The sequence below is a fragment of the Tateyamaria sp. ANG-S1 genome (assembly GCF_000814025.1).
In the GTDB taxonomy this organism is placed as follows: domain Bacteria; phylum Pseudomonadota; class Alphaproteobacteria; order Rhodobacterales; family Rhodobacteraceae; genus Tateyamaria.
In genome coordinates this window covers 602676-627267 of the sequence record NZ_JWLL01000006.1, presented here as the reverse complement: position 1 = coordinate 627267, position 24592 = coordinate 602676, and the positions used below count along the sequence as shown (strand labels likewise).

General features: G+C 59.5%; 25 protein-coding genes and 1 tRNA gene. 15 read left to right on the top strand and 11 right to left on the bottom strand.

The annotated features are described in order from the left end of the window. The first annotated feature begins 22 nt into the window (after positions 1–22). From RA29_RS14395 to RA29_RS14370, 6 genes are all read left to right on the top strand, one after another. Positions 23–112 (top strand) — tRNA-Ser (locus tag RA29_RS14395). A 136-nt stretch (positions 113–248) separates the two neighbouring features. Continuing rightward, a complete protein-coding gene (locus RA29_RS14390; protein WP_039687041.1) occupies positions 249–1580 on the top strand; it encodes an AarF/ABC1/UbiB kinase family protein in 1332 nt (443 codons plus the stop codon). After that, positions 1577–2248, top strand: a complete 672-nt coding sequence (locus tag RA29_RS14385) for an ABC transporter ATP-binding protein (RefSeq protein WP_039687039.1) — start codon at positions 1577–1579, stop codon at positions 2246–2248. Before RA29_RS14390 ends, RA29_RS14385 begins: the two co-directional genes overlap by 4 nt. After that, a complete protein-coding gene (locus tag RA29_RS14380; protein ID WP_039687037.1) occupies positions 2245–4614 on the top strand; it encodes an FtsX-like permease family protein in 2370 nt (789 codons plus the stop codon). The genes RA29_RS14385 and RA29_RS14380 overlap by 4 nt, the downstream gene beginning before the upstream one ends. Next, positions 4604–5644: a lipocalin-like domain-containing protein gene (locus RA29_RS14375; RefSeq protein ID WP_039687035.1), complete on the top strand. Its 1041-nt coding sequence runs from the start codon at positions 4604–4606 to the stop codon at positions 5642–5644. The genes RA29_RS14380 and RA29_RS14375 overlap by 11 nt, the downstream gene beginning before the upstream one ends. Then, positions 5637–6191, top strand: a complete 555-nt coding sequence (locus RA29_RS14370) for a pyridoxamine 5'-phosphate oxidase family protein (RefSeq protein WP_039687033.1) — start codon at positions 5637–5639, stop codon at positions 6189–6191. The genes RA29_RS14375 and RA29_RS14370 overlap by 8 nt, the downstream gene beginning before the upstream one ends. A 4-nt stretch (positions 6192–6195) precedes the next feature. On the opposite strand, the gene RA29_RS14365 is transcribed toward RA29_RS14370, so the two are convergent. After that, positions 6196–6558, bottom strand: coding sequence for a hypothetical protein (locus RA29_RS14365; protein ID WP_206540150.1), 363 nt, complete (start codon positions 6556–6558; stop codon positions 6196–6198). Between the two features lie 296 nt (positions 6559–6854). On the opposite strand from RA29_RS14365, the gene RA29_RS14360 reads away from it, so the two are divergent. The 7 genes from RA29_RS14360 (at position 6855) to RA29_RS14330 (ending at position 14411) form a co-directional block, all read left to right on the top strand. Continuing rightward, on the top strand, positions 6855–9080 hold the full coding sequence (locus RA29_RS14360; protein ID WP_039687819.1) for an NADP-dependent isocitrate dehydrogenase: 2226 nt from the start codon (positions 6855–6857) through the stop codon (positions 9078–9080). Between the two features lie 203 nt (positions 9081–9283). Further along, positions 9284–10591 (top strand): histidinol dehydrogenase, encoded by a 1308-nt coding sequence (hisD, locus tag RA29_RS14355; protein ID WP_039687029.1) that lies wholly within the window; start codon positions 9284–9286, stop codon positions 10589–10591. Between the two features lie 54 nt (positions 10592–10645). Beyond that, a complete protein-coding gene (locus RA29_RS14350; RefSeq protein ID WP_039687027.1) occupies positions 10646–11620 on the top strand; it encodes an alcohol dehydrogenase catalytic domain-containing protein in 975 nt (324 codons plus the stop codon). 19 nt (positions 11621–11639) lie between these two features. Next, a complete protein-coding gene (gene comD, locus RA29_RS14345; RefSeq protein WP_039687025.1) occupies positions 11640–12146 on the top strand; it encodes a sulfopyruvate decarboxylase subunit alpha in 507 nt (168 codons plus the stop codon). Further along, positions 12143–12697 (top strand): sulfopyruvate decarboxylase subunit beta, encoded by a 555-nt coding sequence (comE, locus tag RA29_RS14340; RefSeq protein ID WP_039687023.1) that lies wholly within the window; start codon positions 12143–12145, stop codon positions 12695–12697. The genes comD and comE overlap by 4 nt, the downstream gene beginning before the upstream one ends. A 95-nt stretch (positions 12698–12792) precedes the next feature. Next, on the top strand, positions 12793–13902 hold the full coding sequence (locus RA29_RS14335; RefSeq protein ID WP_342666416.1) for a chemotaxis protein CheB: 1110 nt from the start codon (positions 12793–12795) through the stop codon (positions 13900–13902). Further along, positions 13899–14411 (top strand): chemotaxis protein CheD, encoded by a 513-nt coding sequence (locus tag RA29_RS14330; RefSeq protein ID WP_039687021.1) that lies wholly within the window; start codon positions 13899–13901, stop codon positions 14409–14411. Before RA29_RS14335 ends, RA29_RS14330 begins: the two co-directional genes overlap by 4 nt. A 20-nt stretch (positions 14412–14431) precedes the next feature. Here the strand turns inward: RA29_RS14330 and RA29_RS14325 are convergent, their stop codons facing one another. The 10 genes from RA29_RS14325 to RA29_RS14280 form a co-directional block, all read right to left on the bottom strand. Further along, complete coding sequence (locus RA29_RS14325; protein WP_039687019.1) at positions 14432–14776, bottom strand: hypothetical protein; 345 nt, start codon at positions 14774–14776, stop codon at positions 14432–14434. Beyond that, positions 14776–15162: a response regulator gene (locus tag RA29_RS14320; RefSeq protein ID WP_039687017.1), complete on the bottom strand. Its 387-nt coding sequence runs from the start codon at positions 15160–15162 to the stop codon at positions 14776–14778. The genes RA29_RS14325 and RA29_RS14320 overlap by 1 nt, the downstream gene beginning before the upstream one ends. Before the next feature lie 10 nt (positions 15163–15172). After that, entirely contained in the window at positions 15173–16036 is an 864-nt protein-coding gene (locus tag RA29_RS14315) for a protein-glutamate O-methyltransferase (protein ID WP_039687015.1), read from the bottom strand. Then, positions 16036–16494, bottom strand: a complete 459-nt coding sequence (locus RA29_RS14310) for a chemotaxis protein CheW (RefSeq protein WP_039687013.1) — start codon at positions 16492–16494, stop codon at positions 16036–16038. Before RA29_RS14310 ends, RA29_RS14315 begins: the two co-directional genes overlap by 1 nt. Next, positions 16491–18590, bottom strand: a complete 2100-nt coding sequence (locus RA29_RS14305) for a chemotaxis protein CheA (protein ID WP_241462615.1) — start codon at positions 18588–18590, stop codon at positions 16491–16493. The genes RA29_RS14310 and RA29_RS14305 overlap by 4 nt, the downstream gene beginning before the upstream one ends. A gap of 8 nt (positions 18591–18598) precedes the next feature. Continuing rightward, the gene (locus tag RA29_RS14300; protein ID WP_039687010.1) at positions 18599–18964 is read right to left on the bottom strand and encodes a response regulator; all 366 of its coding nucleotides are present in this window, start codon (positions 18962–18964) and stop codon (positions 18599–18601) included. Next, complete coding sequence (locus RA29_RS14295) at positions 18961–19239, bottom strand: STAS domain-containing protein (RefSeq protein WP_039687008.1); 279 nt, start codon at positions 19237–19239, stop codon at positions 18961–18963. The genes RA29_RS14300 and RA29_RS14295 overlap by 4 nt, the downstream gene beginning before the upstream one ends. A gap of 192 nt (positions 19240–19431) precedes the next feature. Then, complete coding sequence (locus RA29_RS14290) at positions 19432–20511, bottom strand: methyltetrahydrofolate cobalamin methyltransferase (protein ID WP_039687005.1); 1080 nt, start codon at positions 20509–20511, stop codon at positions 19432–19434. Between the two features lie 165 nt (positions 20512–20676). Continuing rightward, on the bottom strand, positions 20677–21606 hold the full coding sequence (locus tag RA29_RS14285) for a methylenetetrahydrofolate reductase (protein ID WP_039687003.1): 930 nt from the start codon (positions 21604–21606) through the stop codon (positions 20677–20679). 31 nt (positions 21607–21637) lie between these two features. Then, positions 21638–21934, bottom strand: a complete 297-nt coding sequence (locus tag RA29_RS14280) for a virulence factor (protein ID WP_039687001.1) — start codon at positions 21932–21934, stop codon at positions 21638–21640. Between the two features lie 467 nt (positions 21935–22401). Between RA29_RS14280 and RA29_RS14275 the strand changes: the two genes are divergently transcribed. Together RA29_RS14275 and RA29_RS14270 are read left to right on the top strand one after the other, a co-directional pair. Further along, positions 22402–23526, top strand: a complete 1125-nt coding sequence (locus RA29_RS14275; RefSeq protein WP_039686999.1) for a Ppx/GppA phosphatase family protein — start codon at positions 22402–22404, stop codon at positions 23524–23526. A 113-nt stretch (positions 23527–23639) separates the two neighbouring features. Next, positions 23640–24365: an RlmE family RNA methyltransferase gene (locus tag RA29_RS14270; RefSeq protein ID WP_039686997.1), complete on the top strand. Its 726-nt coding sequence runs from the start codon at positions 23640–23642 to the stop codon at positions 24363–24365. The last annotated feature ends 227 nt before the right edge of the window (positions 24366–24592 follow it).

The following is a 24592-nucleotide window of genomic DNA, read 5'->3' as shown; positions in this document are numbered from 1 at the left end:
TTCATTCGATAGAGACGGCGGTGGACAGGTGGCCGAGTGGTCGAAGGCGCGCGCCTGGAAAGTGCGTAGGCGGGAAACCGTCTCGAGGGTTCGAATCCCTTCCTGTCCGCCACTCCCTCTCATTCCATTCTGGTCTATCGCGCGGCCAAGGCAGATCACCTTTGCATTTGCGACAAGCCGTTGTCAGAGCGTTTGATTTTCGTCCTGCGCCACTTAGCTTTCGAGCAAGGCAAGGATACGCGACGCAGATGGCAGATCATTCCAATCTTTCCCGCCCTTTGGCGGTTCCGGCGGGACGTCTATCGCGCTTTGGTCGCATGGGGTCGCTGGCCGTCGGTGTGGCCGGGCGAATGGCAGTAGATGGCGCGCGCCAGTTGGGTCAGGGGACACGCCCGAACGCCCGCGACCTGCTGCTGACCCCCGCCAACATGCGCCGCGTTGCGGACGAGCTGGCGCGGATGCGCGGTGCGGCCATGAAGGTGGGACAGCTTGTGTCTATGGACACAGGTGACGTTCTGCCGCCAGAGCTTGCCGATATCATGGCGCGCCTTAGAGCGGATGCAGATTTTATGCCGCCCAAGCAGTTGCGCGACGTGCTGGATGCCGAATGGGGGGCTGGATGGCGTGCCGGGTTTGCCGCATTCGATGTGAGACCCATTGCGGCAGCTTCAATCGGTCAGGTCCACCGGGCCGCCTTGCCGGATGGGACGGAATTGGCCATCAAGGTTCAGTATCCCGGAATTGCCCGCAGTATCGACAGTGACGTTGTCAATATCGGGCGTCTGATCCGGCTGTCCGGCCTGCTGCCCGAGGGCTTCGCCCTTGATCCGTATCTGGAAGAAGCGCGCGGGCAGTTGAGGGAAGAGGCTGATTACCGCGCTGAGGCCAAGCATCTTGCGCGTTTCGCGGGACTTCTTGACGGCGATGCCAGGTTTCTTTTGCCTCGGGTCCATGCCCCCCTGAGCACCGAACGTGTGCTTGCGATGTCATTCGTGCCGTCCGAAGCCATTGAAGCTGTCAGCGAAGAGACGCAGGACGCACGGGACCGCGTCATGCGCGACCTGTGTGAGCTGGTGTTGCGCGAGCTGTTCGACTTCGGGCTCATGCAAACCGACCCGAATTTCGCCAACTACCGATTTGATCGCGAGAGCGGTCGGATTGTTCTGCTGGACTTTGGCGCGACCCGAGCGGTTCCGTCTGGCCTGTCTGACCAGATGCGGGCGCTGATGCGCGCAGGCATGCAAGGCGCGCGGGATGAGGTGTCCGGGATCGTGGCTGACATGGGGCTCGTCCCTTTGTCGGTTGCACCCGCGTTTCGCAATCGCATTCTCGACATGACCATGCTTGTTTTTGACGAATTGCGGACGCATCCCTTTCTGGACCTTGCCCAATCTGACCTGTCGCGGCGTTTGCAACAGATGGGCGAAGCGCTGGCGCGGGATGGGTTCGTGCCGCCGCCGGTGCCCATGGACCTGCTGTATATCCAGCGCAAGTTGGCTGGTATGTTTCTGCTGGCGCGTCGGCTGCGGGCGCGTGTTCCTGTGGCTGAACTGATTGCGCCCTACACGGCACGCGCATGACACAGATCGAACCAGTCCTGCACCTGAGCGGTGTCACCAAGTCTTATGCCGGTGCGGATGGTCCTGTTCAGGTGCTGCATGGTGTGGACCTGACGCTTGGTCCAGGTGAAACGCTCGCCCTGACGGGCGAATCCGGCAGCGGAAAGAGCACCCTCTTGCACATTGCCGGAGGGTTGGAGACGGCGGATACCGGCCAGGTGCATGTTGCGGGGCAGGATCTGGTGCCGATGTCCGATAGCGCCCGTGCCGCTGTGCGATGCAAGGACGTGGCCGTCGTGTTTCAGCAGTTCAATCTTATCCCCTCGCTGACCGTGGCGGACAATATCGCGTTTCAGGCGCGGCTCGCGGGTCGTGTGGATACGGACTTCATTGGCCACTTGGTTGCCCGACTGGGCCTGTCCGAACAGATGAGAAAGTATCCCGAGGCCCTGTCTGGCGGACAGCAGCAACGGGTCGCTATCGCTCGCGCACTGGCGGCGCGCCCGCGTGTCCTGTTGGCGGATGAGCCGACCGGAAACCTGGACGAAAGCACGGCAGATGACGTGCTGGAACAGCTGATCGGGCTTGTCGCCGACACAGGTGCGGGTTTGCTTTTGGTCACACATTCGCCCGGCATTGCCGCACGCATGGACCGACGCCTGCATTTGCGGCGGGGTCGGGTGGAATGACGCGCGCGTGTCTTGCAGCACTCCTGTCGCACTGGCGGCGCAACCCGCTTCAGTTGTTTGCCTTTCTGGCCGGTCTCGCGCTTGCCACTGCCCTTTGGTCCGGGGTGCAGGCGATCAACGCGGAAGCGCGTGCCAGTTACGATGCGGCGGCAGAAACGCTGGGCGAAGGTCAGTTCGATCAGATCCTGCCCATATCGGGTGACCGGATCGCACAGTCGGACTTTGTCGATTTGCGGCGCGCAGGCTGGCGGGTCGCGCCTCTGATCGAGGGGCGCTTGGGCGATGTCCGCCTGCTTGGTTTCGATCCGCTCTCCTCTCCCGCGGGGTTTGGTGCCGGACAGGATGGGGATCTGACCGACCTTTTGGCCGGGGATCGCGTCTTTGCCAATCAGGAAACGGCATCGCGGCTGCCGTCGGACTTATCGGTGACTGTGGACCCCAGCGTTGCGCCAAACCTGGCCGTGACCGATATCGGCGTCGCGCAACGGCTGCTGGATCGCGATGATCTGAGCCGATTGCTGGTGCTGCCGCAACAGCCGTTGATGCAACCGGATCTTGCCAGCATCACCCCGCATCTGCGTCTGCAGCCTGCGAGCCAGACAGCTGATGTGGGCGAGTTGACCGACAGCTTTCACTTAAACCTGACCGCCTTTGGCCTGCTCAGCTTCGCCGTGGGGCTGTTCATTGTCTACAGCACCATCGGGCTGGCGTTTGAGCAGCGGCGGGGGATGGTGCGCACCCTCCGAGCGCTGGGTGTCCCGCTGCCGCGCCTGATCACCTTGATGGTGGTTGAGGTTTTGATCCTCGGCGTGATTGGCGCGGGGCTGGGTATTCTTCTGGGCTATGTGGTTGCCGCCGCCCTTCTGCCAGACGTCGCAGTGACTTTGCGCGGGTTATACGGAGCGGAGGTTTCCGGCAGCCTGCAGTTCCGCGTGTCCTGGTGGGGTTCGGGATTTGCGATTGCGGTGCTTGGCGCGTTAGCCGCCGCAGGTATACGGCTTTGGCAGATCGCCCGCATGCCGCTGTTGGCCAGCGCACGGCCGCGCGCCTGGGCGATGTCGTCGCGCCGCGCGCAGCGTGTGCAGGCTGTTTGTGCTGCCTTTCTTTTTGTTGCCGCAGTGGCACTGGGGGCAGTGGGGCATGGCCTGCTTGCCGGTTTTGCGCTGTTGGGGTGTTTCCTGATCGGTGCGGCTTTGATCCTGCCAGTCCTCATCGCGCCGCTTTTGAAGATGGCAGAGCAGGGGGCCACCTCTCCGGTCTGGCGGTGGTTCTGGGCCGATACACGGCAGCAATTGCCGGGGTTGAGCCTTGCGCTCATGGCGCTGTTGCTGGCGATTTCAGCTAACATCGGCGTGGCAACGATGGTGTCCAGCTTTCGGCTGACCTTCGTGTCCTTCCTGGATCAACGGCTTGCGCCGGAGCTGTATGTTCAGACCGACAGCACCGAACAGGCGCATGACATCGAGGCGCGACTGACGCAAGCCGGTGCAACCGTGCTGCCGCTTCTTTCCGTCGACCGGCCCATTGCCAATTTGCCAGCCCGTTTGTTTGGTGTCCGCGTGGGCCCGACGTATAGGCAAAGCTGGGCGTTTCTTAACGCAATGCCAGACGCCTGGGACGCGGTGGAGAATGGACAAGCTGTTGTCCTGAACGAGCAGCTGGCGCGGCGGGCCAACCTTTGGCTTGGTGATTTGGTCGAGATTGCGCCTGGTGCGCCCTTGCCCGTGGTTGCGATTGTCGCCGACTACGGAAATCCGAAAGGGCAGGCCATTGTCAGTGAGGATATGTTTCGATCGCTCTATCCAGAGGTACGTCCACGGCAATTCGGCATCCGCACCGACGATGCACAGGCCCTGCGCGACATGCTTGTTGCAGAGCTGGGTGTGCCGGACAGCGCCATCACGGATCAGGCGGCGCTCAAGGCGTTCTCACTTCAGGTGTTCGAACGCACGTTCACCGTGACGGCTGCGTTGAATATTCTGACCCTGAGTGTTGCGGGCTTTGCGATGTTGATGAGCCTGCTGACCCTGGCCGACCTGCGTGTGCCGCAACTTGCCCCCGTCTGGGCGCTTGGTTTGACGCGGGCGCGCATCGGCAGGCTGGAGTTGTTGCGCGCAGTTGTCTTTGCCGCTGTGGTGTTTCTGTTTGCCGTGCCTGTTGGGCTGGGGTTGGCCTGGGTGCTTTTGGCCATCATCAATGTTGAGGCTTTCGGCTGGCGGCTACCGATGTTCCTGTTCCCGGGCGACTATGCGCGGCTGGGGGGCTATGCGCTGCTGGCTGCGGTTGCGGCGGCTGCCTGGCCCGCATGGCGGCTGATGCGCACGCCGCCGAATGCCTTGCTCAAGGTCTTTGCCCATGAACGTTAAGGTGCTTTTGCTTTTCCTGTTGTGGCCGATGGCAGCCTTGTCACAGGGCTTTGCCGGGTTGGGAACCGATGCGGACGGCTTTGCGATCCCAGAACCCGACCCGGTTTTCGACTTCCCCAGCGACCATGGCCCGCATCCCGACTACCGGATCGAATGGTGGTATCTAACGGCCAACCTGAGCGATGCGGATGGCACGCCCTATGGGCTGCAATGGACGCTGTTCCGGTCTGCGTTGGCCCCGGGCGAGGCAGAGGGTTGGCAGTCGCCGCAAGTGTGGTTCGCGCACGCCGCTGTGACCACGCCGGATGCGCATTTCGCAACCGAACGGTTTGCGCGCGGTGGCACTGGTGTTGCAGGCGTTGTGCCTGAACCGTTTCGCGCATGGATCGACGAGTGGGTGATGGAGGGGGAGACCCTTGATGCGGTGCGCCTGCGGGCGCAGGGACCAGATTTTGGCTACCAGATGGAACTCACGGCACAGGGGCCGTTGGTCTTTCAGGGGCAGGGCGGTTTTTCGGTGAAGTCCGCAGACGGGCAGGCGAGCTATTACTATTCGCAACCGTTCTATCAGATCGCAGGCACTTTGATGCTGCCAGAAGGGCCTGTTGAAGTGACAGGGCAGGCGTGGCTTGATCGTGAATGGTCTTCGCAACCTTTGTCGGAGAACCAGACTGGGTGGGATTGGTTTTCACTGTCTTTTGACAGCGGGGACAAGATGATGGGTTTTCAGTTGCGACAGCGCGACGGCAGCCGGTTCACCGCCTCGACATGGATTGAGCCGGATGGATCGACGACGCCTTATCCCGACGGCGCGTTCCGTGCCGAACCGCTTGAAACGACGTCCGTCGCCGGGCGGGATGTGCCCACTGCGTGGCAGGTGCGTTTGCCGGACCGGGGCGTGGATGTCCGGGTGGAAGCGTTGAACCCGAACGCTTGGATGCCGCTGAGCATCCCGTATTGGGAAGGACCGGTGCGTGTCTCGGGCAGCCACACAGGCGTCGGGTATTTGGAGATGACGGGATATGAGTGATCCTAACGATTTGTCGGCCTTTCTGGGTGAGGCCTGGCAACTCTTGCGCCGGGGGGTGGCCGACAGCCGATCGCCCGCGCGGTATCCCACCTTTGCCACAGTGTCGCCCTCGGGCGTCCCCGAAGCGCGAACGGTTGCGCTGCGGCATGCATCGCAGGCGGAGGCTGTGGTTGAGGTTCACACGGATATCGTCACGCCGAAGGTGACTGCCTTGCGCGCGTTTCCTGTGGCGGCCTTGCATGTCTGGATACCGAAATCGAACTTGCAGATCCGGCTGACGGCACGTGTCGAGATCCTGACCGGTGATCAGGTCAACGTGGCGTGGGCCAAAGTGCCACCTGCCTCGCGCGTGTCTTACGGCACTGTGCCAGATCCGGGCACAGCGATTGATCACGTCTATGCGTATGACAAGCCGCCAGAACGCGACCGCTTTGCAGTTCTGCGTTGCGTGATCGACCATATCGATCTGGTGCATCTTGGCGAACGGCACCGCCGCGCTGAATATGTGCGACAGGACGATTGGGCGGGGACCTGGCGCGCGCCGTAACCGACTAGCTGCCCAGAAGCAGGGTTCGGCAGGCAGCGATATGTTGTTTGGCCACCTTCTGCGCGGACTGAGCCCGCTGGGGTGTGGTCCCGAAACTTGCCTGCTGCAACAGGGCTGCATGTGCCAGTTTCACCTCAATCCGGTGATTGAGAATGTCGCGCCCCTCATTCGGTGCCATTGTGGCAGATGTGAGCATTGAAAAAGACGCCCGGTCCGTTTCATGATCCGACGCGCCGAGGTCATTCATCAGCCACGCATGTTCCATTTCTGCTGAAAAGCGTCCTGCACACTCGGCGAAGGTGTAGGCTAGTGTGTCATGTGCGACTGCCGCGCCTGCCATGATTAATGTGACTGCTCCGGCGGTCATTATCGTTTTTATTCCGCTCATTTCTTGAGCATTGCGCCAGAAAACACGTCCGTCAACTGTGCGATATGAAAACTTTGACTGATTTCAATCTTCGCGGGTGGATCATGTGGGTTTGAGCACTGGCAATCGGTCAGGCTACACTTTGCGCGAGCCATACAAAGGAAGCGGATACAATTGTCGCGCCTTCATGACTGGCATTGAGCCTTTTGGCCGAAGTCGGTATGTGCGCGGTATACAATGGTGTGCAGAACGTCACACCAAGCGCCCGGAACCCGAAACAAGCGAAAGACCGCCCCATGTCCCAAGACGCCGCATCCGATATCATCTACACCGTTACCGACGAAGCGCCGCAGCTTGCAGCCGCCTCGCTCTTGCCCATCGTGCGCAAATTCGTATCTGCGGCAGGCATCGACGTGTCGACGCGCGATATTTCGGTCGCAGGGCGTATTCTGGCGACCTTTCCTGAGCGCCTGACCGCCGAACAGGCCCAAAGCGATGATCTGGCTGCGCTCGGCCAACTGGTGACTACGCCTGAGGCAAACGTCATCAAGCTGCCGAACATTTCCGCCTCCGTCCCGCAGCTTCAGGCGGCGATCAAGGAATTGCAGGGGCAGGGGTTCGATGTCCCTGACTATCCCGAAGCGCCTGCAACGGATGAAGAAAAAGACATCCGCGCGCGTTATGATACAATAAAGGGGTCGGCCGTGAACCCGGTCCTGCGCGAGGGCAACTCTGATCGCCGCGCGCCTGCGGCTGTTAAAGCCTACGCGAAGGATAACCCGCACTCGATGGGTGCGTGGTCCGCTGACAGCAAGACCAAAGTCTCCACCATGGGTGCCAATGACTTCCGGTCGAATGAAAAGTCCGTCACTTTGAGCGCGGCACAGGCCGGCGCGCTGAAGATCGAACATACCGCAGCGGATGGCAGCGTCACCGTGCTCAAGGACGGCATCGACATGCCCGAAGGCGCGATTGTCGATGCAACCTTCATGTCCCGCGCGGCACTGATGGATTTCCTTGGCAAAGCCATCGATGAGACCAAGGCCGACGGCACACTCTTCTCGCTGCACATGAAGGCTACGATGATGAAGGTGTCAGACCCGATCATCTTCGGCCATGCCGTGCGCGCCTATCTCAAGCCCGTCTTCGACAAGTATGACGCGGAGTTCAAAGCCGCTGCCGTCAACCCGAACTCGGGCCTTGGCACGATGCTGGACGTCATCGCGGGCATGGATAAGGGCGCTGAGATCAAGGCCGAGATCGACGCCGTCATGGCCGATCGTCCGCCGATGTACATGGTGAACTCCGACAAGGGCATCACGAACCTGCACGTGCCGTCGGACGTGATCATCGACGCCTCCATGCCCGCTGTATTGCGCGCAGGTGGCAAGGGCTGGGGTCCGGACGGCAAGGAAGGTGACACGAACTGCGTGATCCCCGACAGCTCCTACGCCCCGGTCTATGCCGAGACGGTAGATTTCTTCAAAGCCAACGGTGCGCTGGATGTGACCAAGGCGGGCACCGTGCAGAACATCGGCCTGATGGCGAAGAAGGCCGAGGAATACGGCTCGCACCCGACCACGTTCGAAATCCCGGCAGACGGCACGGTCAAGGTGATCGCAGCCAATGGCGACGTGCTGACCAGCCACGACGTGGAAACAGGCGACATCTGGCGCATGGCCTCCACCCGCAGGGAAGCCGTGGTGAACTGGGTTGATCTGGCGATTTCGCGTGAAGCAACAACGGGTTATGCGTCGGTCTTTTGGCTAGACGAAACGCGCGGCCACGATGCCGAACTGATCAAGATGATCACTCCGATCCTGGCCGAGAAGGGCAAGGCAGATACGTTCCAGATCATGGCGCCTGCTGCAGCCACACGCCACGCGCTTGAGGTCATTACCAAGGGTGACAACTGTATCGCTATCACCGGCAACGTGCTGCGCGACTACCTGACCGACCTGTTCCCGATCCTCGAGGTCGGCACCTCGGCCAAGATGCTGTCGGTCGTGAAACTGATGAACGGCGGCGGTATGTTCGAAACCGGGGCAGGCGGCTCTGCCCCGAAGCACGTTCAACAGTTGATGGAAGAGAACCACTTGCGCTGGGACTCGCTTGGTGAATTCTGCGCCATCGCGGAAAGCCTGCGCTTTTTCGGCGAAGCTCACGGCAACGCCAAGGCCGCAGTGATGGGTGATGCGGCGGATACGGCCATCATCAAGCTGCTGGGCAAAGGTAAGTCACCGGGCCGCAAGGTGGGTCAGCCCGACAACCGGGACAGCCACTTCTTCTTTGCGCTCTACTGGGCCGAAGCACTGGCGGCACAATCCGACGACGCCGAATTGGCCGCAAGTTTTGCCGATCTGGCAGGTGCGTTGAATGCGCAGGCCGACACCATCTCGACCGAGATGATGGCAGGCCGCGGTGCGGCCGTGGATTTGGGTGGCTATTACAACACCGATGACGCGAAAGTCGCGACTGTCATGCGCCCGTCAGCCACGCTGAATGCCCTGATCGACAGCTGATTTGGCCGGCCTGCAGTATTCAGGATGTGAATGCTGCGGGTGCAAAGTAGCTAAAACTGAGACAAAACACCGGCCCATCTTTCGAAAACCGAAAGGTGGGGCGATCTCTTTCTGAAACTCGTCAAAGGCCTCGGCGCGGGCCTTGCACCTGCCTGTGACCTGGCCCTAGCGTGCGGCCAACGACCGGTTGATCAGGGCACTCAATGGCACGCGAATACCTCAAAAAAGCAACACTCACGGCGACCTCCGGCGCGTCTGACGTTCATGACATCGTCACCGGCATCCTGAACGACATCGAAGTGCGGGGGGACGAAGCGGCCCTGGAGTATGCTGCAAAGTTCGATAAGTATGGCGGCAATGTCCTGTTAACCGACGCAGAGATCGAAGCCGCCTGTGCGCTGGTCCCAGAGAAGCTGAAGGCAGACATTCAGTTCGCCCATGACAACGTTCGACGCTTTGCTGAAACTCAGAAACAGACGGTTGCGAATGTCGAGATGGAGGTCGTGCCGGGCCTGATCGCAGGTCAAAAGGCCATCCCGGTCGATGCGGCAGGCTGCTACGCCCCCGGCGGGCGCTACAGTCATGTGGCGAGCGCTATTATGACTGTAACCACGGCCAAAGTCGCAGGATGCAAACACATCACCGCCTGTTCGCCCCCGCGTCCCGGCGTCGGCGTGGCCCCCGCCATCGTGTATGCCGCACACATCTGCGGCGCAGACAAGATCATGGCGATGGGCGGCGTGCAGGGCGTGGCCGCCATGACCTTTGGCCTCTTTGGGCTGCCCAAGGCGAACATCCTTGTCGGACCGGGCAATCAGTTCGTGGCGGAAGCCAAGCGCATCCTCTTTGGTCGCGTCGGCATCGACATGATTGCGGGACCGACAGACAGCCTGATCCTTGCCGACAGTCAGGCTGACGCGCATATCGTTGCAACTGATTTGGTCAGTCAGGCCGAACATGGCTACAACTCTCCCGTCTGGCTGGTCACTGACAGCCGAGATCTGGCGGAGACGGTGATGGAGATGGTGCCGAAGCTCATCAACGACCTGCCAGAGGTAAACCGCGAGAACGCGACCGCCGCATGGCGCGATTATGCCGAAGTCATTCTGTGCGCAGACCGGGAAGAGATGGCGGCGTGTTCTGACGACTATGCACCTGAACACCTGACAGTGCAGGCTGACGATCTCGATTGGTGGCTCGACCGGCTTACGTGTTACGGCTCGCTGTTTCTGGGTGAGGAAACGACGGTGTCGTATGGCGACAAGGCGTCGGGCACAAACCACGTTCTGCCCACATCCCGCGCCGCGAACTACACCGGCGGCCTGTCCGTCCACAAATACATGAAGATCGTGACCTGGCAGCGCGCGACACGCGAGGGGTCCAAACGGGTTGCCGAGGCGACCGCACGTATTTCCCGTCTCGAAGGGATGGAGGGCCACGCGCGCGCTGCCGATGTGCGCCTTGCCAAGTATTTCCCGGGCGAGAATTTCGATCTGAGTGCCAATGAGTGATTTCGGCTCACCCGGCTGTGGTCACCGCCGTGGAAGCGGTGGGAAGGCCAAAGCATGAAAGCGCTGGTCTATGACGGGGTAGAAACCCTGATATTTAGGGACGTCCCTGACGCCATCGCTGCGCCGGATCAAGAGTTGGTCCGCATCGCATCGTCAGGCATATGCGGGTCCGACATGCACGCTTATCTGGGCCATGATGATCGTCGTCCGGCCCCTCTGATCCTCGGCCACGAGGCCGCAGGTACAATCATTGGCGGCGCGAGAGACGGGGAACGGGTGACGATCAATCCGCTCGTAGGATGCGGGACCTGCCAGTACTGTACCTCGGGCCGGGAAAACCTGTGCCCTGAACGTAAAATCATCTCGATGCCACCCCGCGAGGGTGCCTTTGCCGAGCTGGTTGCGATGCGGCCTGAAAACCTCGTGACGGTGCCCGATCACGTGCCCTTTGACAAAGCGGCATTGGCGGAACCGCTGGCGGTCAGTTGGCATTCTGTTCGCCTTGGGCTTGCAGCACTTGATCCCGGAGCCAGCAGGTCAGCACTTGTGCTTGGGGGCGGCGCAATTGGGGTCGCTGCCGCTCTTGCGCTCAAAGCGCAGGGGCTGGACGATGTGGTCATTGCTGAACCCAACGAAACCCGGCGCCTGTTTGTGGAAAATCAATGCCTTATCTCATCTGTCCCCGCGGGGACAGGTCAGTTCGGGATGGTCGTGGACGCGGTTGGCTACGCCTCAACACGCGACATCGCCTCATCACTCACGGAACCGGGCGGTGTGATCGTGCATATCGGTTTGGGCGAGGACCTTGGCGGTCTCGACATCCGCCGCATGACCTTGCAAGAGATCACCTTCATAGGCACCTATACCTACACACCCAAGGATTTCCGCGATACCTGTGCCGCCATATTCGACGGTCGTTTGGGCCCGCTCGACTGGACGGAACAGCGCAGCCTGTCGGACGGGGCTGATGCTTTCGCCGACCTGCGCGCCGGGCGCGTCGCCGCCCCGAAAATTATTCTGCACCCCTGATGCCGGAGATTGCTCACAGATGGACATAGACAAGAAGATCACTGACGACCTGGTGGCGAATGACATTTCATTCGTGACTACGGTGCCCTGCAAGCAGTTGGCCGGTGTGATCGAGGAAATCGACAACCGCGATGACATTTTCCACATCCCGTCGAACAAGGAAGACGAGGGGATGGGCTTGTGCGCGGGCGCATGGATGGGCGGCAAGCGCCCCGCCATCATCATGCAGAACACGGCCATTGGCGTGACGATCAATACGTTGGCGACGCTGATCCAATACTACCGGATGCCGCTGCCCATGTTGATTAGCTACCGGGGTGAGCTGCGCGAACCCGTGGCCTGCCAGGTCGAAATGGCGGTGCACACCAAAGCGCTGCTCGCGCAGTTGAACATCCCGACCTACCACTTCCACCATCAAAAGGACGTGGAAGAGCTGGATATGATCCTGAAATACACTTTCATGTGCAACAAACCCGTGGCGATCCTGACCGACGCCAACTTCTGGGGAGGCTATGGCGACCAATGATCCGTTCTGAAATCCTAAAGGAAATTGCTCCGATCCTGCGTGACCAACTCGTAGCCTGCAACATCGGTATCCCCAGTCAGGAACTGCACGCTATCGACGACCAGCCGACGAATTTCTACATGCTTGGCACGATGGGCCTGGCGTCGTCCATTGGGTTGGGCCTTGCGCTGGCGCAGGACAAGACCGTCATCTCGATTGATGGGGACGGGTCGGTGCTGACCAACCTGTGCACGCTGCCAACGATCGCGAACAATGTGGCTGACAACTACATCCTGATGATTATCGACAACGGCTCTTACGGCTCTACCGGTGATCAGCCGACCTACACCGGAAAGAAGACGTCGCTTGCCGGGATGGCACGCGCCGCCGGGTGTGAAAACGTGGTTGAGGTTATGGATGTCGACACTGGGCCCGCGTTGGAAAAGGCCATAGCCGAACGCAAGATGACTGTCATGGTTGTCAAGTGCGACAGCGGGAATGCCAAGATGCCAGTCATCACAATGGACCCCGTCGTCATCAAGGACCGGTTTATGAAGGCCGTCAGCGCCTGATTTTAAAGGTCGGTTTGCCCTTCTCAAAGCAGGGTTATTAACACAGCATTCATGCGTGTTGGCCTAACCTGTCCGCCAAATGTACCGGCATCTTGGTGGACAGGTCACCTTGCTCTTTTCAGTCTCACGAATTGATACGTGTATGCGCGCTGGAACAGCGGTTTAGCTTTGTGTCTGCGCGGCCTTACAACACGCATGATCACAAGCCGCATCGGGTTGTCGTCGTTGACGACTCAAACGTGATGCGTCGCTGGTTGGGAAGCATGATTTCCACTGATCCGCGCCTTGAATTGGCGGGAACCGCAGCTTCGGCCGATGAAGCGCGGCATGTGATCAAAAGTACAAATCCGGATGTGTTGACGCTGGATGTCGAGATGCCGGGAATGGATGGGATAGAGTTTTTGTCCCACCTGATGCGTTTGCGTCCCATGCCCGTCGTGATGCTGAGCAGCCGTATGCGCAGAAACGACCCACAGGCGCAGCGCGCACGCGCCTTGGGTGCAGCGGCCTGTCTGTCCAAGCCAACTATACCGACGCCCGAGGTGCTGGAACGCCTCTGCGACAGCATTGTTGCGGCTGCACGTCATGAAGATGGCGCAGAGCATGAGCGTTGGGCGAAGTCAGACAAGATCATTCTCATCGGTGCATCGACCGGTGGTGTGACTGCGCTGGAGAGCATTCTGCCTTGCTTCCCGGCAGACGGCCCTCCCATCGTGATTGCGCAGCATATGCCGCATGCGTTTCTGAACCGTTTCATCGAACGGTTGGATCGACAACTGGATCGTTGCGTGGATTTTGCCGCAGATGGCGAACGGTTGAGAGCAGGTCAGGTTCGGTTGGCGCGTGCCGAGACCATGCAGACCAGCCTAACCTGGCACAGTGGTGCATGGCATGTGCAATCCATCAGGCGCGGGCGCGATGACGTGTTTTGTCCCTCTGTTGATGTGCTTTTCGGGTCTGCGGCCCCTTGGGGGCATCAGGTTGGTGCAATGATCCTAACGGGGCTCGGCAATGATGGCGCCAAGGGGTTGCTGATGCTGCGCCGCAACGGGGCCCGGACGCTTGGCCAATCCGAACGGACATGCGCTGTCTATGGCATGCCAGCGGCTGCCCTGGCAATGGATGCCGTCGATGAGGAGCTGGACCTTGCGGCCATGCCATCGCGCATGGCGCATCTGCTGTTTGGTGGTGAAGCTGCCCCATGACAGAGCAATATATCCATATCACGCAAGGAGAACACGCCACCGGAACCGGGCCGGATGTGGTGATCGCCACGCTGCTTGGATCCTGCGTGTCCTGTTGCCTATGGGATCCAACAACAAAGGTCGGAGGCATGAACCACATGTTGCTGGCGCATGCGAGCGGACAGACTACGCACAGAACGCTGTCGGGCATCAATGCCATGGAGCTGTTGATCAATGATCTGGTCAAACTTGGCGCTGACCGCACGCGGTTGAGAGCCAAGGCATTTGGCGGTTCGAGAATGATATCAGGGCTGTCCGATATCGGGATGCAGAACGCGAACTTTCTGAGGGAGTATCTGCAGCAGGAAGGTATCCAGCTTGTCACGCATTCCTTGGGGGGCACGCTGGCCCGCAACATACGGTTTTGGCCGGGGACAGGCCGGGTGCTGCAGCGGATGACGGACGCGATTGTCCAGGACACAGCGGCAAACGTGCAGATGCCCAAAGGAAACGGCCTGGAACTCTTCTAGCACCTGCTGACGTACCGCCGTCAGAACAGTTCAACTTCTCCAGAAGGTTTGGGCACGCTTGCGGCAGGATCGCCGTACAGGATCGCGCGCGTTTCAGACAGACTCAGTTGATTTTGTCGCTGTGTCACATCGTTCATTCCGTCGGCGAGTATCTCGGAAACGATGGACAGGTCGCGCAGTGATTGGTCCAACCGATCTAGTTTTTGCAACTGTTCAAGCTGTGCACCCTCCAACGCCGCGCCCTGCCCTAACACCAGTTCCGACACCAGATCTGTCACAGAGGACATGTCGTTTTTCAACGAACACAACAGTTTGGACATGCGCAACAGGGCCAGTCGAGTGGCAGCGTCCGGTTCGGGATGCATCAGAGCGGACCGACGACCGTTTCTATGCATTGTCTTAGCTGCGTCGCTGCAAATGGCTTTTTGAGGTAGTTGTTCATACCCAGTTTCCGACCATGATCTATGATCTGATGTTCCGCTCTGCCGGTGATCAGGATGAAGCCGATACCGCGGGTTTTGGTGCCACTGCGCAACGTGTGCAGTAGTTTGAGCCCATCCATGTTCGGCATGTTGTAGTCCGATATCACGAGATGTGCAGGTGTTTTGGCCAAGAGCCCAACCGCGCTGGCACCGTCGGGTGCCGTGAATATGTGGCGAATGCCCAAAGCCTCCAGCGCCTGCACAAGAAGCCCTCTGCTCGTGGACATGTCATCAACGACCATTATTCGGATTTGATCTCGCAGTGCCATTGTGGATCTCCTACTGCGCTTTGAAATTTTGAGGCGTCGATTTGACGTACGCGGTTGTTCCGCAGGATCGAAATCCATACGCGCTTGGATCTGCGATGCGTTCAGAGTGACCGAGAAAAAATAGACCGCCAGGTTGCAGGGCGCGACTGAAACGTGGCCACAGTTTTTCTTGCATGGTCTGGTCGAAATAGATCACGACATTGCGGCAGAAAATGGCGTCGAACTGGAACTGCATGGGCCAATCCGAAAACAGGTTGAGTTCTCGAAAGGACACGATAGATTTCAGCGTGTCATTTATGATCCTGTCACCTGTTTGATCGGGCCGTTCGGTCGTAAAGCATTCCAGGTGTTCCTGAGGCAATTCGCTAAGTTGCGCCGGACTGTACTGTCCCTTGGACGCAAAACTGATCACGCGAGGATCAATGTCTGTCGCCAAGATGCGAAAGTCGGCGAGGGCGAGCTTTGGCTCCTGAGCCAGAAGATGCATGGCGATGGAGTAAGGCTCTTGACCGTTTGAGCATCCGGCGGACCAGATCCGGATCCGTCTCTTGGTTGATACACGCTCTGTAAATTCTGGCAGCATTGCTCGGCAGAGTGCCTCGAAGTGCTGCGCCTCGCGGAAAAACTGTGTGACGTTTGTGGTCAGAGCCGAGATCATGAAGCGTCTTTCATCGGCGCCTTGCGTCGATGTCACGTGATCGGCATATGATGAAAAACCCTCGATATTCAGAGCCCTTAGCCGGTGGCGCAAACGTGATTGCACCATAGCCCGTTTTTCTGGCACGAGTTTTATACCGCTTTCGCGGTACGTCAGCGCCGCAATCCTGTCGAATTGCTGGTCGTCTATCTGAGGTGGGCTCACCGGTTGGCGCATCAGGCGGCGTCGCTCTCGGCCTGAACAACGACCTGGGCCAGATCAAGCACCCGTATCATGCGCTCGTCTATCACGGTGAGTGACTTGATAACGTGCATTCCATTCCCGCCGGCGGCGTCCGGCGGATCCTGCAGATCACTATTGCCAAGCGCCACGATGTCCGACACCGCATCGACAAGGAGCCCGGTCATATGACCTTCGAGCTTTACGACGATGATCACGTTTCGATTGTTCTGGCCGCATTTGGGAAGGCCAAGCCGTTCAGCCAGGTCGATGACAGGCAAAACTGTTCCTCTGAGGTTGATCACACCGCGCATGAAGCTGGGAGCAAGCGGCATCGGTGTTGCCTTGGTCCAGCCACGGATTTCGCGAACGGACATGATCTCAAGGGCGTATTCCTGATCTCCCAATTTGAATGTCAGCAATTCAATGGGCTGTTTCATGTCGCCATCGCTCATGCATGCGCCTCCAATACTTGGTGTTTGCTCAATGTTTTTTCGGATGTGCCCGCATGGGCCACGATATCTGCTGGATCGAGGATCAGCGCGATCTGACCGTCGCCAAGAATGGTGGCGGCGGCGATCCCAGGCGCGCGATAGAAACTGTCATCAAGTCCCTTGATCACAACTTGTCGCTGATCGTGGATTTCATCGACGACAAGGGCCACGCACATATCGTCGTCTAACGTCAAAAGCAGGGCGATCCGATCAACGAAGCAATTTGTTACGTCGCGGTAGCCAAGGAGTTCACCCAGATCGAGGAGTGGCAGAAATCCACCGCGATTTCGTACAATCGAACAGCCGGAGCGCACCATCTCGACGTTTTGGTCCGTAAGTGTCACGGTCTCGGACACGACGTTCAGAGGCACAACCAGTGTTTCACCTTCGACGTCCACCACCATTCCGTCCAGCACGGCAAGCGTGAGCGGCAGCGATATGCTGAAGGAGGTGCCCAGCCCCATGGTTGACTGGATCGCAATTCGACCGCCCAATGCGTGAATAGCCGTTTTGACAACATCCATACCGACACCGCGGCCGGAAAGGTCGGACACATTGGATGACGTCGAAAATCCGGGCATAAACAACAGATTGTCGATTTCCGTGTCGGACAGTTTGGCGTCGGTAGGGACGAGCCCCTTTGTTTTTGCGATCTCAAGAACGCGGTCGCGGTCAATGCCGCCACCATCGTCTGAGATGTCGATCACCACGCGGCCAGACCGATGTGATGCCTTCAGGCGGACTTCGCCGTGTGCGGGCTTGCCGTTTGCCACCCTTGACTGTGCGCTTTCTATCCCATGATCCACCGCGTTGCGGATCATATGTGTTAGCGGATCGGCCAGGCGCTCGATGACTGTTTTGTCCACCTCCGTGGTTTCGCCTTCCGTGATCAGGCGGACGTCCTTTGACACGGAGGCAGACGTCTCGCGGACGATGCGCGACATGCGCTGGAACAGGGATTTCACGGGTTGCGCACGGATCATCATGACGCTGTCCTGAATATCCCGTGTGAGGCGCTGGAATTCTTCAAGGCCGTTCATCGCGTCGGAATGCGGAGATAGCCCTGCGGATTGCATACTTTGTGACAGCATGGCCTGGTTGATGACCAGTTCGCCCACCAGGTTCACAAGCCGTTCGACCCGTTCGATATCGACACGAATGACGGTTTTCTTTTTGGTGTCTGTTGGTGTTGACGGTGCGGGCTGATCTACCTGCAGTGGAGCCGCGTTGGGCGCATCACTGCTCGGCAATTTGGATTTGTTTTCGGGATATGGCGCGCCCATTTCAGCCATTGGTTCAGGCAGTATCTGTAGATCGCACAATCCTTCGACAAACTCGAACGTTGACGCGATTTCGGCTTCATCCACGTCGGTCTGCAATACAAGGGACCAGCTGAGGTAGACGGCTTCTGGCACCAAAAGATCCAGCGTTGGAATACGGCCGGTATCACATTGAACGTCGAGCGTCCCCAGTTCGGCGAGCGCTGCAAAGATGTGCGGCACGTCGTTGCCTGTTTCAAAAAGCTCAGGCTCGGGCGTGAACTGGATGATGAACCGCTTGGCTTGCGCATCATCATGTAGTGCAACGTCATCTGCAATGTTGAGATCTAGATTGAGTGCAACCGGCGCAAATGCAATCTCTTCTGGCGGCGATTGTGGTGCTGCATCGGTAACCTGGGCATCTAACTCTGCCAGAATGGCAGCGCTGGTCTGGACGGGAAAGTTCTCCTCCTCCCGCGCGGCGCGGATAATGTCCGAAAGGTGATCGGCCGCTCTGAAAAACAGGTTCAGGAGTTGAGGCGTGACCGGCAGACGCCCGTCCCGAACCGCGTCCAGTACCGTCTCGTACTGGTGGGAGAACTGTACCAAATGGTCGAACCCGAACGCGCCCGCGCCCCCTTTTATCGAATGCACAGCTCGGAAGACGACATGGATGGTTTCGCCATCGTCGCTTCCATTCTCCAAGGCGCAAAGGCCGTCCTGCAACGCTTCGAGAAGCTCCTCACACTCAACAAAAAATGAGGCGCGGATCTCTGCCATGGGGTCCGTGGACGACATGAGTGGATCTATCCCGCGACCATTTGCAGGGCTTTGACCAATTTGGTGGGGTCGAACGGTTTGACGATCCAACCAGTGGCACCTGCCGTCCGCGCGCGCATCTTCATTTCCGGCGCGGCTTCTGTGGTCAGGACGAGAATGGGGGTCATTTTGTGCTTTGCGCCTTCGCGGACCGCGTCGATGAAGCCGAAACCATCCATACGTGGCATGTTGATGTCGGTGATGATCACGTCGGGGTCGATGTCGGCCAGCACTTCTGTCCCATGGACGCCATCGTCTGCGGTGTGCACTGTGAAACCGACCGGTTCAAGCGCCAAGCGTATCATGTCCCGCATTGTGCGGCTGTCATCCACCGCGAGGATTTCAAGGCTCATGTCACTTCCTTTGGGGTTGTCAATTCAGTCAGGCCCATCAGGGTCAGCTGTTGGCTGGCGCGCGGTTGCAGATTGGCGATGATCAGCGTCGTGCCGTTGGCGACAGTGGTCTGCCGCGCACTTGCAAGCACCTGCGCCCCCAGTGCGCCAATATGCACTGTTTCGCCCGCATCAAGCCGCATGTCAGCGTGGGGATCGCATGTGAGCAACTCAGCCGCCAAGAGCGGAGCGGTGGCGGCATCAAGCCGGACGGGCAGGGGTATCACGTCATTCATGGTTTATGCGGAAAGCTACGCCTGAGCGGCGGCGTATCCTGTCCCTCCGGATTGCGACTACGCTGCCCCGTGTAGCGGACGCTCCGTTAAGACTGGGTTACCGAAACTGTGCTGATAGCGCCGCGACAACAACTGAAAACCGCCCGGGGGATGAGCCCGGGCGGAACGTGTTCAAGGCAGTGAAAAGACGCGTCAGCCGCGCCGCCGGCGCCCCCCGCGTCCACCACGTCCACGGCCCTCTTCACCTGCTTTTGCCGGTGCCCTGTTGAATTTGATCCATTCGCCACCGCCCTCGTCATTGTTGGTTAGGAAGTTGGCGGCGCGGATCGCTTCCATTTCCTTGCCCGCACGCGGTTTGGTCGAGCCCATGCCGAACATCTGGACAAAAGCTTCGTCATCCATCCCGTCAGGTAAAACGATGCCTGACGCTGCGATCTCGGCGCGCTTTTCGGCGATTTTCTTCGGGCCGACGGGCAGGGCAACCGGGTTCATGATGGCCGAGGTCATGCCTGCGCCCATGGCCATCGGCAGGAAAGCATTGTTGATGCCGTGCCGGTTCGGCAATCCAAACGAGATATTGGAGGCACCACAGGTCGTGTTCACACCCAACTCCTCACGCAAGCGCCGCACGAGGGTGAAGACCTGCAAACCGGCCGTTCCCATCGCGCCAATGGGCATTACGAGTGGATCAACCACGATGTCGTGGGCCGGAATGCCGAAGTCGGCGGCCCGTTCGACAATCTTTTTGGCTACGGCGAAGCGGACATCGGGGTTTTCGGAAATGCCGGTGTCATCGTTCGAGATGGCGACGACCGGCACGTTGTACTTTTTGACCAGCGGCAGAACCAGTTCCAGACGTTCTTCTTCACCGGTGACAGAGTTCAGCAGCGGACGCCCTTCGGCGGCCGCGAGGCCGTTTTCGAGCGCACCCGGTACCGAACTGTCGATGCAAAGTGGGCAGTCGGTGACCGCCTGTACGGTTTCAACAAGCTGTCTCATCAACTCCGGTTCGACAAAGTTGTTGTCAGCGTAGCGCGGATCCTCGGCCATTTTCTTTGAAAAGACTGCGCCGGAATTGACGTCCAGCACGGTCGCACCCGCTTCGACCTGCGCGATTGCATCCGCCTGCACGCGGCTGAAATCGCCGCGCTCGAGCTCCTCATTCAGGATCTTGCGGCCCGTAGGATTGATCCGTTCGCCGATCACGCAAAACGGTTGGTAAAAACCGATGAGCGCGGTCTTGGTTTTGGATTCGACGACGGTGCGGGTCATGGGCGCGGCCTTTGTGCATGTGATGAGCGAAGTGTTCGTCCGATTCCCGTGCTGCTGCGCAGGTCAAAACGACATCTCGCGGATTGGATAAGACACCTACCGCGCAGCGGCGACCTGCGCGAGAGGGACAGGGTTGAAACCTTTTCAGGACGGTTATGAGGCAGATTAGCCTGCGGCGGCTGGCACAGCGGACGCCCCACCGTTCTCGATGGCCCAGTTGGCGTTGGTCTTGATGCCGCCAAGGGGGAAAAAATGGACCTGAGTGATATTGAAGTCCGGATGCGCGGCCTTGTGCGCGGCCAGTTCCGAAATCACATCTGTCGGTTCGAACGGCACCAGCAGCTTGGTCACATCCTTCGCCCGCCGTTGCAGCACACGCAGCGAGGGGCCGACACCGCAGGCGATGGCGAACTTGATCATGGTTTGCAGTTTCGCCGGACCGGCAATTCCGATGTGAATGGGCAGATCAATGCCGGCCCTCTTGAGGGCATCGGCCCATTGGATGATCGGACCGGCCTCGAATGCAAACTGGGTTGCGATCGCCATCTCGGCATCGGTTCGGTCAGAGAATTTCTGTTTCCATTGAAGCGCTTCATCGACGTTCTTCATGCTGCCGTCGGCGTCGATATCCTTGTTGCCCTCCGGATGCCCGGCGACGTGCAAGCGTTTGAAGCCCGCCCGGTCGAAGGCGCCGCTTTCCATCAACTGCATGGAGCTGTGAAAGTCGCCGTGTGGTTGATCAACGCCACCTGCCAGGAGCAGGGCCTGGTTAACGCCTGCTTCGCCCTGATATCGGGCAATCCAATCCTCAAGCGTCGCCTGATCCTTGATGATGCGCGCTGGAAAGTGCGGCATGACAGGGAAGCCTTCGGCTGTCAGGCGTTTAGCCGTTGCAACCATGTCTGCGATTGGCGTGCCCTCGATATGCGCAATGTAAACGCGCGTTCCGGCGGGCAGGATGGCGCGGAAGTCTTCGACCTTTTGCGCTGTGCGTGGCATCACCTCGATCGAGTACCCTTGCAGAAAGGCCTCGACCTCGGGCGACAGTGTTCCAGCCACCGGGCCGTCGTCGCGTTTGAAATTCAGCAATGCCATGGCGGCACCTCCCACTTGCCGGGACCTGGGGTCAGGCCCACCCTTCATTGTCGATCAGCGCCTTGATACGGGTCTGATCATATTCTGTTTCCAGCCTGACGGCTTCGGCCTCTGCCACCTCTGCCGGATCCCCGTCGACGGGGTAGGGGGCCGCTTTGCGCCACTCGGCCAGATAGGCATCAGCGTCCTTGGCGTTCACTTTCATCGCAGCGCGGTCGATGGCCTGTTCGAAGCGTTCCTCAAGCTGGCGTTTTGCCCCACGACGCCCCTTGCCCACGATCACCTGGGCCGGGATGTCCCGCCAGAAAACGATGGTGACGTCAGGCATGTGATTCCTCCGTGGATGATGGCCCTGCATACGCGAGGACATAGGGACACAGCAGCCCGTTTTCGACAAACAAAGCTGCACTTGCGACGCGCCAGGTTGTGAACATTTTTGCGATGGTGTCGCCCATTTTGCGGATTCCGCGCGCCTTTTATCCAGGGAGATGGCTCTTTGCACCGGCCAGCTGCACCAGATGCCCATCTCCGCAATGTTCAAACGTAGCTGTCGGCGGCTTCGTCAAAGATCGGACGAGACATCGGATCGTTTAATCATCTCGAACGCGCGGCGGACACCGGGATGAACGGATCTTCGCGTGTTGCACAACCCCTGAAACGGGGTGGAGCATATGCCGCAAATAGTGGGGTTACTATGCGCCGCGAAACCTTATGAACGACTTGGGCTCCAACCCTCTTGCGTGAATGGGTCACAGAACATATCGTCAAACTAACCCGTTATGAAAGGCGCAGAATATGGCGCCACAGCGTCCCCAAGGTGCGGGCGCGACAAAGACCAAAGGCCCCCGTGACAGGGGCAAGCCCGTGCCGCGTGCCCCAGGATCGCCCGAGCTCTATGCCGCGCTTGATCTGGGTACGAACAGTTGTCGCATGTTGATCGCCGAGCCGCGAGGCGCGGGCTTTCATGTTGTGGACAGTTTCTCGAAGTCGGTGCAACTGGGTCTTGGTCTTGAGATGTCCGGCAAGCTGTCGCGCGGGTCCATGACACGCACGGTGCAAGCCATGCGTATCTGTCAGCAGAAATTGAAGCGTCACAAGGTCAGGCGCATGCGTCTTGTCGCGACCGAGGCATGCCGCCGAGCGGTAAACGCACGCGAATTCGTACAGCGTGTGCATCGCGAGACGGGTCTGCGTCTCGATATCATCGAACCGGAGGAGGAGGCGCGCCTCGCCGTGATCTCCTGCGCGCCGCTTGTCAGTCCGAAGACCGAGAACCTGCTGGTGGTCGATATCGGCGGCGGCTCGACCGAGTTGGTGTGGATCGACCTGTCCGCTGTCGCACGCGAGGATCGCCCGCAGGCCATCATGCGTTTGCATTCCGGCTTCACGCAGGCCGCATCAGAGATCCCCGAAGCGCGTGTTGTCGACTGGATCAGTGTGCCCTTGGGCGTTGCCACGTTGCGCGAGCAATTCAACGATGTGGAGGACGATTCTGCGCGATTTGCCCTAATGAGTTGGTTTTTTGAGGAAAACCTGGCCGATTTTTCCCCATACCACGCAACCGAACCGACCGAGCGCTTCCAGATCATCGGGACATCGGGCACAGTCACCACGGTTGCTGCATCCCATCTGGGTCTCAAGCGCTACGACAGGACCAAGGTGGACGGTTTGCGGATGACGTCCGAGCAGATCGACAAGGTTATTCGCTCCTACCTTGCCATGGGGCCAGGCGGGCGGCAGGCCGATCCACGGATCGGGTCGGACCGGCACGCCCTGATTATGTCGGGGGCGGCGATCCTGCAGGCGCTGATGCGGTGCTGGCCGACAAACCGACTGTCTGTTGCTGACCGGGGCCTACGCGAAGGGTTGTTGTATGCTCAAATGAGCGCCGATGGCGTTCTGGAGGATCAGACCGCCTGACGCGGGTGCCGTGCAGGTCTGGGGCCTGCAATTCGGCGCAAAAACATCTATATTGCACTTCTCTTGATGCGCGCGGCACGGTAACGCGATGTCGAACAGGACAGGTGAGCACAGTGGCCAAGACACCCACAGGCAAGAACACATCCGGACGCGGGCAGCGCGATCTGAAGGTCAAGGTCAAGACCGCCCGCGGACGCAAGCTGTCCTCCACCCGTTGGCTGCAACGGCAGTTGAACGATCCCTATGTCAAACGCGCCCAGGCCGAAGGATACCGGGGCAGGGCAGCGTTCAAGATCATGGAACTGGATGACAAGTTCCGCTTTCTGGTCCCCGGTGCGCGCGTTGTTGATCTGGGGGCGGCGCCCGGCGGCTGGTGCCAGGTGGCAGTCAAGCGTGTGAACGCCCTAGGCGAAAAATCTGGCAAGGCGGTGGGTACGATTCTCGGCATCGACTTGCAGGAGATGGAGCCGATTGCGGGCTGCGAATTGCACCAGTTGGACTTCATGGAAGATGACGCCGACCTCAAGGTCAAGGAATGGTTGGGCGGCAAGGCCGATGTTGTCATGTCCGACATGGCGGCTGCCTCCTCCGGGCACAAACAGACCGACCACCTGCGCATCATCTCGCTGTGCGAAGCGGCGGCATATTTCGCCTTCGACGCGCTGGATGATGGCGGCACATTCGTCGCCAAAGTGCTGGCTGGCGGTGCGGAAGGGAGCCTGCAAAAACTGCTCAAGCAGCGCTTTGCCAAAGTGGCGAATGTCAAACCTCCGGCGTCGCGCGCCGACAGTTCAGAGAAGTTTGTGGTTGCGACCGGGTTTCGTGGCAGCGCTGATTGATCCTGCACGTTCAAAAGATTGCAGCGCGGTCGACTTGAGACGCTCAAAATCCACGCGCGGCGCTTGCGCGGTGTCCTCAACGTCTTGCGTCAGCGTCACGACCAAGGCGCTGTCGTTTTGGCGCAGTAATTCGAAGACGCGGCGGTGGCGCGGCGATTTGGGATCGTGCAGTGACATGCGGCGGTCGGCAAAGATGCTTTTCGGCAGGAGCGTTTGGTTTCAGCGTT